The following is a 14740-nucleotide window of genomic DNA, read 5'->3' on the forward strand; positions in this document are numbered from 1 at the left end:
GACAGAAATAGCATATATTTGATTAGAATAGCTAGCTGCTAATGATTCTACTGATAGTGGTATCTGTGCTATACAGGCGATTACAGCACTAATTGAGGACTTGGTACACCGCCAATACGACTCTATTATAGTGTGGTATTGACGTTAAGTACGGCATATTTTTTAATTGCTGGTATTGGCCAACTTTGATTGAATAACCATGACTCTCGCACCAGAGTACGTAAGAAATTACTATGTTAGTAGTAAAAATTGGACAAATTTTTATTCTTCAGGTGAAATACGCAACTGCGATGAGAAAAGAGCTGACGGTGAGCGAGCGTCCAGAGCTCGAGACCATTGTACTCGGCGTCGGTAACCGTGATGAGACCCGTGTGGATGTGCTCGCAGAACACATCAAGGAGGTTGCAATCCCGAGCGATGCCAGGGTCGTCGTTGCTCACGTATTCGATTCGGACTCGTACCGAGAGGCAGTCGAGGAGATGCTCGATGCCTCGGCTGACGACATCGAGTCGGACCAACTGGCCGCGCGAATGGCTATCACTGCGGAGATAGCTGACAGACTCGATGCGGACGGAATCGAGTACGAGACTCGGGCAACGACCGATACCAGCGGGGAGGGCGTCGTCGAAATCGCAAACGAAGTCGACGCCGACCGCGTCATTATCGGTGGCCGTCGCCGTTCGCCGACCAGAAAAGCAATTTTCGGCAGCACAGCTCAAGAAGTAATGCTCAACGCACCCTGTCCGGTGACGTTCGTTCGTAACTGATCGGACAACTCCCAATAATACTACTATGTTATCGCTTTGGTGGACTGTGGAACAGGGCGGACAGTTCTTCGAGGTCTGATTAGTCAGACATCATTTCACACACTACTCAAATCAATGTCAACGGAAAACATACGTGACGTGATGCGTGGGGGCGGCGATCGGTTCATCTACGTCGTCTCCGCAATGGCCGCACTGAACGGACTCCTGTTCGGGTTCGATACTGGGATCATCTCCGGCGCGTTCCTGTTCATACAGGACTCGTTTGTCATGTCGCCCTTCGTCGAGGGCGTTATTGTGAGCGGTGCGATGGCAGGTGCCGCGGCTGGCGCAGCCATCGGTGGGCAACTCGCTGATCGGCTTGGGCGGCGGCGGCTCATTTTCCTCGCTGCCATCGTCTTCTTCGTCGGTTCGTTTACGATGGCAGTCGCACCGAACGTCCCCATCCTCGTGGCTGGCCGGCTAATAGATGGTGTTGCGATCGGCTTCGCGTCGATCGTCGGTCCGCTGTACATCTCCGAGATCGCACCCCCAGAGATCCGCGGGGGACTCACCTCGCTGAACCAGTTGATGGTGACGCTCGGTATCCTGATCTCGTATTTCGTAAACTTCGCGTTCGCCGACGCAGGCGCCTGGCGCTGGATGCTCGGCGCTGGGATGGTTCCGGCGGTGATTCTCGCTGTCGGTATTCTCAAGATGCCCGAGAGCCCGCGCTGGCTTCTGGAAAAGGGTCGAACGGAGGAGGCGCGAGCCGTTCTCAATCGGACGCGTAGCGAAGGTGTCGAAGAAGAGATCGCCGAGATCGAGGAGACGGTCGACAAGCAGTCCGACAGCGGCCTCCGAGACCTGCTTCAGCCGTGGCTCCGCCCGGCGCTAGTCGTTGGACTGGGACTGGCCGTCTTCCAGCAGATCACCGGAATCAACGCGGTGATCTACTACGCCCCGACGATCCTCGAATCGACCGGCTTCGGCGGTGTGACCTCGATCCTCGCGACGGTCGGGATCGGAGCGATCAACGTAATAATGACGGTCGTTGCCATCGCCCTGGTCGACCGCGTGGGTCGCCGGAAACTGCTCCTCGTCGGCGTCGGCGGGATGGTCGCGACGCTCGCGGTGCTGGGGACCGTCTTTTACCTCCCTGGATTCGGCGGTTTCCTCGGGATCATCGCGACGGCCAGCCTGATGCTGTTCGTCTCGTTTTTCGCGATCGGTCTCGGGCCGGTCTTCTGGCTGCTCATCTCGGAGATCTACCCGCTATCGGTTCGGGGCTCCGCGATGGGCGTCGTGACCGTTGCCAACTGGGGGGCGAACCTCCTGGTGTCGTTGCTGTTCCCAGTGTTGACTGCCGGGATCGGGACCCCCTCGACGTTCTGGCTGTTCGGTCTCTGTAGCCTCGTCGGACTCGTGTTCGTCTATCGGTTCGTCCCCGAGACGAAAGGGCGGACGCTGGAGGCTATCGAGGACGACCTCCGTCAGAACATCTCGATGATGGACTAAGAGATGTAGTGTCGTAAGCGACTGTGTTCGGTTCGACCGGCACGGAAACTGCGACATTTGTTCCGGTCATTTTTCAGTACGCTAGCGTTCACCAACCCCGCCTCGAACCGGTCAGAGTGGCAAAGTAGCCCTTCAGTAGACTCTATCGGCATCAGTCGAGAGAACGAGTCAGTCCACGTCTACGGCTACCGTGAATCCTGGTTAGCCCCGCCAGGTCAGAACGCTTGCGGACCAGGTGTAGCCGGTTCCCGCTGCGAGAAAGAGGACCAGATCTCCCGGATCGAGCAAGCCCGCCTGAAAGCCTTCGTCGAGGGCGAGTATCTGGTCGGCGCTCTGGATATGACCGTACTCGGAGAGGTAGTAGCCGCCAGTCTCCGGGTCTACACCGAGTTCCTCGAAGACCAGATCGTGGAACGACCGTTTCATGTGGGTGATCGCGACGAAATCGACGTCCGATCTGTCGAAGCCCGAGTCTTCCAGGGCCGTGTCAGCTACGTCGAGGTAGTTCGGGAGCGAGACGCCGCCGATGCGCTCTTTCATCTCTTCCTTGTGCGGGACGTCGAGCGTATGGCGTCCCTCCTCGACGCTCTCGACGCTCGGCGGTTCGACCGATCCACCGGCATGCATGATCACGTCCCGCGAGAAGGAGCCGTCAGTGAGAGTCGCGCTCTCGTGGACGGTCGCCCGTGTCCGGTCCTCAGGCTCCGCTTCGAGCACCATCGCGCTCGCACCGCTACCGAAATTGAACATGAACGACGATCGTTCGTTCTCGTAGTCGACCAGATCCTCCTCGCGACTCGCGGTGACCAGCAGTGCCCTGTCGATATCGCCCACTCGCAGTTGCGAGGCTGTCTGTCGGATCGCCACCGGCGCGCCGGCACAGAGTGTGTAACTCTCGGTCGCGTACGCGTTGTCCGCACCCATCCGCTCGCAAACGTCGGCGGCCGCCGACCAGACGATGTAGTCTTTGTACTCGCTGCCGTGGTAGAGTACCAGATCGAGGTCGTCGGGGTCGACGCCGGCGTCTGCCAGCGCCTCCTCGCCCGCCGCGACACACATATCCGTGACGTGATCATCGTCGGGCGGACAGACGCGTTTCTCTTCGAGACCCATCTTCTCGACGACGACTTCCTCCGGGATCCCGCTGATCTCGGCAATCTCCGCTCCAGTGAGCACCTCGTCGGGGACGTAGCGGCCGAAACCTGTCAACCCGACTGTATTCACTCGGCCTCACCTCCTGGTCCGTCGGCCGCACGTTCGACGATGTCGATACGATCCGGAAAACGATCCGCTCCTCGTGTCATTAATACTGTCATTGTGTAGGTCATGAAAGATGGTGACGCTGGTTCAGTCCCGTAGCGATCGGACGTAGCGCTGCATCCTATCGGGGAGTTGGTCGGCGACGGTCCCGCCGAGACGATCTCGTATCGTCCCCAGGATACCTCGCGGCACGTAGAGGACGAACAGGATGAACACGATTCCGAGATAGAGTTCGGCGCGCCCGTCGAGGAGCACGTTGATGCCCCGGACGATGGTGAAGTCACCGACGCCGAGCTCCAGGACGCCATCCGAAAGCGTACTGCGGAGATATCGTGCGAGACCGTGGTCCTCCGTCGAGAGGATGCCGCCGAGCAACTCCTGGAAGAGATAGCCGTACAGCGGCCCGGCGAGAGTTCCAAGACCGCCGATGATCGCAGCCAGCAGGGCGTCTGCGGTGACGAACAGGTCATAGGTCGTCTCCGGGGAGACGGCCCGTCGGTAGCCGGCGAAGAGCGCACCGGCGACGCCGGCGAAGAAACCGCTGATCGCGAAGGCTCCCATCTTGTACCAGAACGTGTTGTAGCCGATTGCACGGGCACGTTCCTCGTTCTCCCGGATGGCGATCATCACTCGTCCGAACGGTGAGTGGATGATCCGCTGCATCGCGAAGTACGAGATGATGACGATCAGCCCGATCATGTAGTACGAGACGTCGGTTGCCGATAGATCGATACCGAGTCCGAACAGGTTCTCGACGGTGGAGCCCTGGAGTCGGCCGATCTGCCACTGCAAGGAGTCGACGAACGGGAGGCCGATCGAGTAGCCACCTTCCAGAGCACCGCCGATAGCCGCCCCATCACGGGGGTTAGAGCTCACGTACCCCCAGTTCTGGATGAAGACGTGTGCGACCTCGGCAAACCCGAGCGTAATCATCGCGAAGTAGACTCCGGTAAGCCGGAAGGAGACGGTGCCGATGATGAGCGCGATCACGACGGAAAGCAAGCCCGCGACTATGAGCAACACCATGAGCGGCGTGTCGTTGGGCAAGAACGGAATCCGCCCAGTTGCAGTCATGATGACGAAGTATGCGCCCGTTCCGTAGAACAACGCGTGTCCAAAGGAGAGATAGCCCGTGTACCCGCTCATGAAGTCGAAACTCATCGCGAACAGGCCGATATAGAGGACGACGGCCATCGTCCGGACGCGGGGAAGGATGATATCGAACTCCGTTCCCAGGGGCGTCGAGAGTAACGCGCTATAGAGCACCGGGTAGGCGGCAAGCAGAGCGATCACGACGATGTGAACGACGTGATCGGAGAGGTATGTGCGGAGATCCGAACTGAACCGTTCGCCCATTCGAACCTCGCTCTCGCCGGGATCCGTCTCGACGGTCGATTCCACGTCAGTCACGTCCTCGGTACGTGACGTCTCGCCCCCGTCCGCCTTGCGGTCGGGGGTGTCAGTCGGATCGCTAATGGCCGCCCACCTCCTCGACGCCGAGCAACCCTTGCGGCCTGACGATCAGGACGAGCACCATCACCAGGAACAGCGACATCTCGGGAAGCCCAGGGTAGGCGACGTGATTTGCGAACACCCACTGCATGAGAGCGAACAGAACGCCGGTGAGTACCGAGGCGACAACGGTGCCACGGAACGTCCCGAGACCGCCGATGATGACGACGACGAAGGCGATCAACAGCGTCTCTGTGGAGAGCGGCACCTGGATGGCGAATCGCGGGTCCCACATCAGCATCACGCCGGCGACGCCTGCCAGTCCCGAACCGACGCCGAAGACGACAGTAAACGCCTGGCGGATGTTGATGCCGAGGGCCTCGACCATCTCGCTTTCCTCGCTACCGGCGCGAATGTACAGGCCGTATCTGGTCTCGTTCAGGAACCACCACGTCCCGATAACGACTGCGGCACCGACCAGGACCTCGAACACTTGCAGTCGGTCGACGTAGGGGATGAGCGACCCCGACAGCAGGTCGGGCATCGTACCCCGTGGCTCGCGCCAGTCCGCGCCCGGTGATCGACCGTACAGTCCGACGACGATCCGTGCGAGTTCGTCGAGTACCAGCACGATACCGAACGTCAACAGAATCTGGAACAGTGGTTGCCGATCGTATATCGGACGTATCATACTGATCTCGACAGCACTTCCCAGTGCGGTCAGGAGGGCGAAGACGAACGCCATCGCGAGGAAAAACAGTATGAGCGAGACCAGTTCGCCGGAAACGAGCGTCAGTGAAGCGAGCATGAACGCTCCCCCAATGTAGGCCCCGAGCATCACGAACGTTCCGTGAGCGAAGTTCAAAACCCCCATCAGGCCGAAAATCATCGACAACCCGACACCGATCATGACGAACAGTGCTGCGAACGAGAACCCCCGAGAGAGCACCCGTGTCAGCTCCGAGACCTGAAACAGGTCCCGCACGATATCGAGCAGCAGGTTCGCGAGTATCGGATCGATAGCGATCCCACTCATGCGGAAAGATACCTCCGGATGAGTTCGTCGTCCGCCGAGACCTCGTCGGAGTTACCTGACCCGACGACCTGGCCGTGATCGACCAGATAGAACCGGTCGGTCAGATCCATCGCCATCGGGAAGTTCTGTTCGACGAGGACCAGCGTCGTGTCGGCGGCGATGTTCTCCAGCGCGTCGACGACCTTTTGAACGATCTGGGGGGCGAGTCCTTCGCTCGGTTCGTCGACGAGCAACAGGTCGTTGTCGCCGACGAGTCCTCGCGCAATGGCGACCATCTGTTGTTGGCCGCCGCTCAGGTCTCCCGCCTCTTTCTCGTGGAAGCGTTCGAGGTCGGGGAACGTACTGTAGGCGAGTTCTAACGCGTCGGGCACGTTCTCCGGATCGGGCGTCGCGATCTTGATGTTCTCCTCGACGGTCAGGTGCGAGAAGATCCGGCGGTCCTCGGGAACCCAGCCGATCCCCCGCTGGGCTACCTCGTGGGTCGTTAATCCGGTGACGTCTTCTCCCTGAAACCGAACCGTTCCCTGTTGAGGCGGGGTCAACTGCAAAATCGTCCGCAACGTCGTCGTTTTGCCGACGCCGTTTCTGCCGATGATGGCGACGTTTTCGCCCTCCTCGACCTCGATGTTCAGTCCCTCCAGGATATGGCTCTCTCCGTAGTACGTGTGGACGTCTTCGACGGAAAGCATGGTCATAGTCGCTCTCCTCCGTAGATACTGTCTGGGGGACGTTCGCGCGAACACTGATATTCCGAGTTCTGGTCGCCGATCCGATTTCGGCGACGAGTCGCCAGTCCGACGTTAGTCACGCCAGGCCACCTCCGCTGCTGTCCTCCGACCCGTGTGGCTCCTCGTCGCCGTCTACTGGAGCACCAGCCGTCGTTTCGGGGTCGTAGCCACCGAGATAGGCCTCCTGCACCGCAGGATCCTCGCGAACTGCCGCGGGTTCGTCGTTCGCGATGAGTTCGCCCTGATTGAGAACGAGGATCCGATCGCTCACCTCCATCACGACATCCATGTTGTGTTCGACGAGCAGGATGGCGTGGTCGTCGGCCACGTTTCGGATCAACTCGATGATGTCGTCGATACCATCGCTCGACACGCCAGCGGTCGGTTCGTCCAACAGCAACAGATCTGGATCGCCTGCCAGCGCGATCCCCACCTCGAGATTGCGTTTTTGCCCGTGGCTGAGGTTCGCGGCGACAGTGTTGGACTCTTCAGCAAGACCGACGCGGTCGAGAATCCGCTGGGCCTCCCGTTCGTAGTTCGAGAGGGAGCCGACGTTCCGCCACAGTCTCCAGGAATCCGATCCGCCGTGGGCCTGAGCGGCCACCCGGACGTTCTCGAGCACCGTCGACGTCGGGAAAATATTTGTTATCTGGTACGAGCGGTGAATCCCTCGACGCGCGGTTTCGTGAGGTTCGTCCTCAGTGATGTCTTGCCATCCGTCGTCGTTATACTCGACTGATCCGGTCGTCGACTGTAGCACGCCCGTCAGCAGGTTGAAAAAGGTCGTCTTTCCGGCTCCGTTGGGACCGATCAGCGAGCAGAGTTCACCCTTGGCTATCTCGAAGTCGACGTTATCGACGGCGGTCAGTCCGCCAAACTGCTTGGTCAACGCGTTCGTTCGGAGCAGTCCCGACATACCTATCGGAAGTCACACTCCATCTCGTCGGCGTCTACCGGGATCGTGGTTTCGTCCATCGACACGGTGTCGATCGGCTCGGATGGCTGCACCGACGACGGCCAGAAGTCGGCCCACTCGTCCTGCGTCGGCGAGGGGTACGCAATAGTCATGTCCGAGCGCGCCTGATTGTTGTACTCCTGGTAGGTGTACCCGCCCTCACCCTTCGGCGTATCCTGGACGGTCATACCAGTCATCGCGTCGGCGATGTCTGCGCCGTCGGTAGAGCCGCTCTCCTCGACTGCCTGCACGATAGAGGAGGCCGCTGTGAACGTCCCAGAGGTGAACAGGTCCGGGACGGTGCCGTAGGTGTTAGAGTAGTTTTCGACGAACCAGTCGTTGATCTCGTTATCGTACTGGTTCCAGTGATAGCGGGTCGTGAACGGCCCCAGTTGTGCATCGCGGAGGTCCTGTTCGGTGAAGTCCTCGCCGATGGTGCTCTCGACCACTGATCCGATAGCCTGGTTGGTGATCAGTGTCGCGAACCCACCGAACATGCGCAGGCCGTAGTCGCCGGACAGACCTTCGGTGAGGAACGCCGGGAGCGTCACGACCGTGAACCCGCCGATGATGGCGTCGGCGTCCGCCTCGACGGCGTTGAGGTAGAAGTCCTCGAACTCGGTGGTTCCCCGCGGGACGAAATCTTCGCCGACGACTTCGACGCCTTCCGCTTCGAGTACACTGCGGTAGTTGCTCGCAACGGCGCGCCCGAAGCTGTAGTCCGCAGCGATGATGTACACTTTTTCGGTGTCGGTCTCGGTAGCGACGTATCGGCCACCGCTCCGGGCATCCATCGCCGTGTTCTCGCTCGCCCGAAACACGAGGTCGCTACAGAGTTCGCCATCGGACGTGACGTCGGCCGCGGCGGCAGGCCCCGCGATGAACGGGGTATCGGTCTGTTCGACGACCGAACTGATTACGCGGCGCGCCGAACCCGAGTTGGCGGTCCCGAAGAGGAGGTCGACCTCCTGATCGAGCACCAGGTCTTCTGCCAGCGACTGAGCCTCTCCCGGATCGAAGACCGTGTTCTCGATATACAGTTCGTAGGTCACGTCGCCCGCTTCGATAGTCTGTTGACCGGCCGTGTCAACATCTAGTGGATCCTCGTCCAGTTTATAACCGAGTCCCGACAGGAAGCCCCAGAGGCTCTGCTGTCCGTAGTATTCGAGGTCACCTGTCAGCGGCTGTAGGACTCCGATATCGACGGTTCCCTCGGCTTGACCGCCGTTCTCGCCGCCGTTCTCGTCGCCGTTTTCGGCTCCGTTTTCGTCCCCGTTCTCGCCGCCGTTTTCACCGCCGTTTTCCTCATTGCCCAAACAGCCTGCGAGGGCAAATGCGCCGATCCCACTCGCGGTTCCGGTTCGTCGTAGTACGTCACGTCGCGTGGTACGCTGTGACATATAATTATAAACAATGGGTATCTGTTAAAGATGGATGGTTGATATGCAAACCCGTGACTCAGTTCCCCGACGAGAGTAGCTTCCGAAATCGGTGGCGTATTGACGACGAGTAGCTAGAGACGACATCTGCGAGACGACTACAGATCGATTCCTCGCCCGCTACACATCCAACTCGTCCATCGCGTTGACGACCCGACGAAGCACTTTCCGCTCTGCTCGGCGGACGTTCTTGGAGACGGCGGTGTCCGAGATGTCGAACTCGTTTGCGAGCATCTGGAGCGTCGCGCCCCGTGGCTGGTCGAAATAGCCCTTCTCGTCCGCAACGGTCAGGGTCTCCCGTTCGGTCTCGGAGAGAACGCGACAGCCCTCGAGCAACTCGCCCGCCGCGTCGGCGTTTTCGAGCAGGTCGAACAGGTCGTCGATGTCGAACTTCGATTTGGACTCCACCGTAAACTCGTTGTTGCGCTCGAGTTCGGCCAGCGCATCGTCGGCGACGGCGGCCTCGTCGAACCCGATCTCCCACTCCTCGCTACCGGACTCGATATGGAACGGGCCGGTGATGTAGCCGTCGTTGTCGGTAATGACCCGCATCGCGTCCGTCTCGTCGATCACTGTCCGGATCATCGCCGTCCCGCTGTGTTTCTTGAACAGATCGTACTCCTGCATATTCGGATGTGATCTGACCGCCGAGAGTCCGGACTCCAGTACGTCCCGATTTTTCGCACTCACGCCCATCCGCGTCTCGAAACTCCGGGTAGCGGAGTTGAACTGCCACTGGACCGCTCTAAACGTGACATCGTGATCGTCCGTGGTGTCGATGAACGGACAATCGTACTGCTCCATGTCCAGCGTGTAGTCGATCATTATTGTTCATCATTTTCATGCGGACGGATAACGGTTCGGGGTGAAAACTAACTTTCGTCTGGAGAGTTCCCGTACTCCTCCTTGATTGCGGCGCGGTCCAACTTGGACGGCCCACTCATCGGCATCTCGTCGACGAACGCGAGATGTTTCGGAATCTTGAATCTGGCCATCCGTTCGTTCAGGAACGCTGTGAGTTCTCCGAGTGTGAGCGGAGACTCCTCTTCGTCCGCCGATTCGAGCGCATTCTCCGCAGGTTCGACGACCGCCTTTCCGACCGTCCCCCACTGCTCGTCCGGCACGCCGATGACGACTACCTCTGCGACTGCGGGATGGTCTGCGATTACGTCCTCGACTTCGGGCGGGTAGACGTTCTCGCCACCGCTGACGAACATATTCTTTTTCCGACCTTCGATATGATAGTAGCCGTCTTCGTCACGGCGGGCGAGGTCGCCGGTCGATACCCACCGGCCAGCGCGCCGACCGTCCGCTTCCGGATCATCGGCCACGGGGATCTGGTTCTCGCCGAACGTCTCTGCGGTCGCTTCCGGGTTCCGCCAGTATCCCGCCGCGGCGTGAGGCCCCGACAGTTCCAGTTCACCGATATCGCCACTTGGGAGCGCCGTTCCCTCCTCGTCGACGACCCGGACGTCCGTATGCATGACTGGCTTGCCCACGGTCTCTACTTTCTCTGGCGCCGGATCGTCGGGCATCGCGAAGTTGTTCGGACCGCACTCGGTGAGTCCGTAGCCCTGTGAGATATCCACGTTACGGTTGCGCCACATCTGGACGATGGCGTCACGACAGGGGCCGCCACCGCTCTTGACGAAGCGAAGCGAAGAGAGATCGGTCTCTTCCCATTCGTCGTGACGGGCCATCGCCCGGAGTACGGCGGGAACCGCGACGAGAACCGTCGCATCGCGCCGATCGACCTGTCGGAGAACGCGCCCGGGTTCGACCTCGCGGTCGATAGTGATCGTCGCCCCGATATTGAAGAAGGGTAGCGAAAGGACGTTCCAGCCCCCGGTGTGGAAGATGGGGAACACCATTGGGGCGACGTCGTCGGGACGTAACCCCCAGGCAGTGATCGTGTTAAACGAGTTCCAGTAGAGCGATCCGTGCGTGATCGTGGTCTCTTTCGGGACCCCTGTCGAACCGCCAGTGTGCAACAACAGGTGCGGGTCGTCGAGCGCTCGCTCGGCGATCGGAACCGGCGAAGCGTCGGCCGGTAGCCCCTCGCTGTAGACCTCCCAGCCGCCGGCAGGATCGTCGGTTTCGATCTCCCGTACTTCGGGCTCGGCATCCGACCGAGCAAGTGCGTGCTCGACGCGCTCAACGAACGGCGACTCGATGATGAGTAGTTCCGGTTGGACGAGGTCGAACAGTTCCGCGAGTTCCGGCGGTGCCAGGCGGTACGACATCGGAGCGAGCAGGGCCCCGATCTTGCCCGTCGCGAAGAAGAGGTCGAACGCCTCGACACGGTTTCGCGAAACGAGAGCGACTCGGTCGTCGACGTCGACCCCGAGATCCAACAGGAACCGGGCGGTGCGGTTCGCTCGCTCGTCGAGGTCGCCGTACGTGTAGGCGGTGTCGTCCGTCTCGTCGATGATCGCCGTCCGATCCGGAGAGAGTGACGCCCGACGGCCGCTCCAGTCACCGGTCCACTCGTACGGATCCTGCCCCCAGTTCATGATTCCTCTGCCGGGGTCGCTATGGGGTTCGAACGGAGAAACTCGTGCAGTCGCTCGGTGACCCACTCGGCATCCTCGAAAAAGAAGAGATGGTGGCCGTCGTCGAGGATTTCGAGTCGGCTCTCGGGCAGTTTCTCGTGCAGCAAGTGTGCGTTCTCTACGGGGACGACGCGGTCTTTTTGACCGTGACAGATCAACGTCGGAACGGTTAGCTCGTCGAGTTCGTCGCTCGTATCGAAGTTCAGCACGCCTGCGGCCTGGGCCTCGCGTGCGGCCTCGTCCGCGTTCTGTTCCAGACGCCAGTCGACGATCTGCTCGACGAGTTCCGGCTTCTCCTCGTACAACGAATCCGATACGGCCGGTCGCATGCGGTGTTTGATACGCTCTCGCTCGTCCGCACCCTCCGGGGCGGCGAACATTTGAGCCTGCGTCTCCTCCGGTATCGGAAGCGCGTCTGGCCCGCCGTGGGTCGTACACAACAGGCCGAGCGTGGCCGTGCGGTCGTAGTCGAGGGCGTAGCGCTGGGCGATCATTCCGCCCATACTCGCGCCGACGACGTGAGCGTGGTCGACGTCGGCATCGGCGAGAATCGCCTCGAGATCCGCGGTCATCTCCTGAATCGTGTACGGTCCCTCGGGGGCATCGGAGCGGCCCGTTCCGCGGTTATCCGGGACGATAACGCGATACTCGTCTTCGAGGGCATCGCGCTGTCGCCGCCACATCCAGCGGCCAGTAGCGAGCCCCTCGACGAGGACGACAGGCTCAGCGTCCGATGGTCCGCTATCCTCGTAATAGAGCGATATTCCATCGTTGGTCGTTGTTGGCATACCTCTAGAAACGTCTACTACGAACAAAGTATCTCACGTTCGAGTATCAACCCGTAGTCGCAACGTTTGCGGTCGGAATTCGATGTCGCAGCGCTCATAGCCCGGACGTGGCGAAGGTTTTCTGCGGTTTGGACGCGTAGTACTGGATATGACACACGATACCCCCCACGACACCAGCGAGCAACTCCGGTGGTGTGAGAACTGTCGACTCAACGTCGTGCCGTCGACGAGCGAGTCCGGCCCCGAGTGCCCGTCCTGTGGCACCGACCTCTAATCACGACGTCGGACAGTACTCAGACGAACTCGGGGTCCGGAATCTCTTCGTCCTCTGCTCTTTTCCAGGAATGCTGTGGCTCCCAGTCTAGCATCGACTCGGCTTTCGCCGTCGAAAACGCCGACTCCTCGCCGGTGAGTTCGCACTGCTCCGGGAGTTCACCGTACCCGGCCTCGATAGCATCCTCTGTGTCGATGCCGAGGAAGTTGTCCGGACCGAACGCGTTGAGAATTTCGTGTCCCTCGATATCAGCCGCCAGCGCCGCCTCGACCATGGAGACGACGTCCCGAACGTCGATGTACGACCAGAAGTTCCCGTTCCGATCCGCGTCGTCGACGTCGAACGCCTCCCGGATCTCGGTGATCTGATAGCGGCCGGGATACTGGATCCAGGTCGGACGGATCGAGACGACGGAGACGTCGAACGCGTTCGTGACCCGCTCGGCCGCGGCCTCTCCGGCTATCTTCGACGTTTCGTAGCCGTTCCACGGCGCGACGGGATGGGCCTCGTCGATGGGGAAGTACTCCGGTAACTCCGGGTCGGGCCAGTGTGTGCCGTAGACCGTTTCGCTGGACGCCCAGACGACGTCCGCGCCAGCACGGCCGGCCGCTTCCAGCACGTGGAAGGTACTGACGATGTTGTTCTCGAAGACGTTTCCACCCGCGTGGTCTTCCTCGTGAGGGATGTTACCGAAGTGGACGACAGCAGTGGGATCCGCATCCAGTATCGTCTCCCAGACCGCTCCCTGATCGGTGAGGTCGACGTTCTGGAAGTTGACCCCCTCCACGGCTGTCGACTCGGGGAGCGTCTGATCGAGTGCGACGATCTCGTACTCCTCGCGAAGCGATTCGACGATCCAACTGCCGGATTTGCCGAGCGCCCCGGTGACGACGACTGTCTCAGTCATAGTCTTCAATGGCGGGTCGCCCACTTAATGACTGGTCCCAGTGGCAGGGGTGGCAACCGCGGCGTAACGGAACCGGTTCGCGGACCGTCTCAGCGTCCGATCGTTCCTGCGGTCGTAACCGGTGCATCCGGATCGATCAGGAACGCGACCAGCACCGTCTCGGTCGTGGCGGTAACCCCCAGTTCGTCGCCATCGACGAGCAGTCCGCTCTCAGTCTCGCCGAAATGGGTATCGCCAGCCATGACTGCCCCCTCGAACACGTAGAAGTACGTATCCCATCCCGTCTTGGAGGGGAGGTCCACCGTGGCGTTGTTGCTGAGATGCGCGTCGTAGAAGTGGACCTCGTTCCGAACAGAAAGAGGCGCGACAGAGCCCTCCGGACCGAAGAGATGTCGCCATTCGTCGAGGGTTGGGTCCGGAACAGGTTCGTGCTGAATCGTCGGCGCGAGGTCGAGACTGTGCGGCCGAACGAAGATCTGTAGCATTCTGAGCGGGGGATCCTCTGCAAGCGTGCGTTCCTCGTGCCAGAAGCCGCTTCCAGCGTTCATCACCAGCAGGTGTTCGGGATCGGTGATCAGTTCGTTCCCCTCGCGGTCGTCGTGACGCATCACGCCGTCAGGTACCCAGGAGATGATCTCCTCGTTGTGATGTTGGTGCATCGGGATGAATGTGTCCGGATCCATGAACGACTCGACGACGGTCGCCAGGGGGCCGTAGCCGTGGTCGCCGTGGTCGGGGAGGTTCTGTCCGGGGAAATTGAAATGGATACGGAACTGTCCCTGGTTCTGAGAGATATCCGTTCGGGGAGCCTTGTGGAGGTTGGCCGTCGGTTCGGAGTTCATCTACCACTACTCGGGCAGAGAGCTACATATGTTTGCGGTCACTGAGCAACCGAACCCATTCGATTTCAACCGACCAATCGTCGTCCGTGTCGGCGGCGCGGTCGCGGACCGATCCGAGAGTCTACAGGCAGTTCGAGGCGAGTGCCTCGGGGTCGTACGGAAATCTACGATTTCCGTGATGAGGAGACGCTCCGCGTCTCGAACCACTTGACCCCGAGGGTGAAGCCGACACGAACTTTTAACAGA

14 protein-coding genes are annotated in these 14740 nt (G+C 60.4%); 3 read left to right on the forward strand and 11 right to left on the reverse strand.

The genetic code is table 11. The annotated features are described in order from the left end of the window. Positions 1–290: 290 nt before the first annotated feature. Entirely contained in the window at positions 291–767 is a 477-nt protein-coding gene (locus ACFQL3_RS09180) for a universal stress protein (RefSeq protein WP_377053509.1), read from the forward strand. 114 nt (positions 768–881) lie between these two features. Beyond that, positions 882–2261: a sugar porter family MFS transporter gene (locus ACFQL3_RS09185; RefSeq protein WP_377053511.1), complete on the forward strand. Its 1380-nt coding sequence runs from the start codon at positions 882–884 to the stop codon at positions 2259–2261. Positions 2262–2462: 201 nt separating this feature from the next. Here the strand turns inward: ACFQL3_RS09185 and ACFQL3_RS09190 are convergent, their stop codons facing one another. The 9 genes from ACFQL3_RS09190 to ACFQL3_RS09230 all read right to left on the reverse strand — a co-directional run bounded on the left by ACFQL3_RS09190 (position 2463) and on the right by ACFQL3_RS09230 (position 12471). Then, complete coding sequence (locus tag ACFQL3_RS09190) at positions 2463–3485, reverse strand: 3-oxoacyl-ACP synthase (protein WP_377053513.1); 1023 nt, start codon at positions 3483–3485, stop codon at positions 2463–2465. 123 nt (positions 3486–3608) lie between these two features. Continuing rightward, entirely contained in the window at positions 3609–4877 is a 1269-nt protein-coding gene (locus ACFQL3_RS09195) for a branched-chain amino acid ABC transporter permease (protein WP_377057068.1), read from the reverse strand. Positions 4878–4992: 115 nt separating this feature from the next. After that, on the reverse strand, positions 4993–6009 hold the full coding sequence (locus ACFQL3_RS09200) for a branched-chain amino acid ABC transporter permease (protein ID WP_377053515.1): 1017 nt from the start codon (positions 6007–6009) through the stop codon (positions 4993–4995). After that, positions 6006–6704, reverse strand: coding sequence for an ABC transporter ATP-binding protein (locus ACFQL3_RS09205; protein ID WP_377053517.1), 699 nt, complete (start codon positions 6702–6704; stop codon positions 6006–6008). Before ACFQL3_RS09205 ends, ACFQL3_RS09200 begins: the two co-directional genes overlap by 4 nt. Positions 6705–6813: 109 nt before the next feature. Continuing rightward, positions 6814–7653, reverse strand: coding sequence for an ABC transporter ATP-binding protein (locus ACFQL3_RS09210; protein WP_377053519.1), 840 nt, complete (start codon positions 7651–7653; stop codon positions 6814–6816). A gap of 2 nt (positions 7654–7655) precedes the next feature. Next, on the reverse strand, positions 7656–9092 hold the full coding sequence (locus ACFQL3_RS09215; protein WP_377053521.1) for an ABC transporter substrate-binding protein: 1437 nt from the start codon (positions 9090–9092) through the stop codon (positions 7656–7658). A 159-nt stretch (positions 9093–9251) separates the two neighbouring features. Next, positions 9252–9956 carry a helix-turn-helix domain-containing protein gene (locus ACFQL3_RS09220; RefSeq protein WP_377053523.1) on the reverse strand — a complete coding sequence of 235 codons (705 nt, stop codon included), beginning with the start codon at positions 9954–9956 and terminating at the stop codon, positions 9252–9254. Between the two features lie 47 nt (positions 9957–10003). Beyond that, positions 10004–11644, reverse strand: a complete 1641-nt coding sequence (locus tag ACFQL3_RS09225; protein ID WP_377053525.1) for an AMP-binding protein — start codon at positions 11642–11644, stop codon at positions 10004–10006. Then, positions 11641–12471, reverse strand: a complete 831-nt coding sequence (locus tag ACFQL3_RS09230; protein WP_377053527.1) for an alpha/beta fold hydrolase — start codon at positions 12469–12471, stop codon at positions 11641–11643. The genes ACFQL3_RS09225 and ACFQL3_RS09230 overlap by 4 nt, the downstream gene beginning before the upstream one ends. Positions 12472–12619: 148 nt before the next feature. Here ACFQL3_RS09230 and ACFQL3_RS09235 point away from each other — a divergent pair, with 148 nt between their 5' ends. Next, positions 12620–12745 carry a hypothetical protein gene (locus tag ACFQL3_RS09235; protein ID WP_377053529.1) on the forward strand — a complete coding sequence of 42 codons (126 nt, stop codon included), beginning with the start codon at positions 12620–12622 and terminating at the stop codon, positions 12743–12745. 19 nt (positions 12746–12764) lie between these two features. On the opposite strand, the gene ACFQL3_RS09240 is transcribed toward ACFQL3_RS09235, so the two are convergent. After that, positions 12765–13652, reverse strand: coding sequence for an NAD-dependent epimerase/dehydratase family protein (locus ACFQL3_RS09240; RefSeq protein ID WP_377053531.1), 888 nt, complete (start codon positions 13650–13652; stop codon positions 12765–12767). 89 nt (positions 13653–13741) lie between these two features. Then, a complete protein-coding gene (locus ACFQL3_RS09245) occupies positions 13742–14494 on the reverse strand; it encodes a pirin family protein (RefSeq protein ID WP_377053533.1) in 753 nt (250 codons plus the stop codon). Positions 14495–14740: the final 246 nt, after the last annotated feature.

This window comes from Natronoarchaeum sp. GCM10025321 (genome assembly GCF_042663585.1).
Classification (GTDB): Archaea; Halobacteriota; Halobacteria; order Halobacteriales; family Natronoarchaeaceae; genus Natranaeroarchaeum.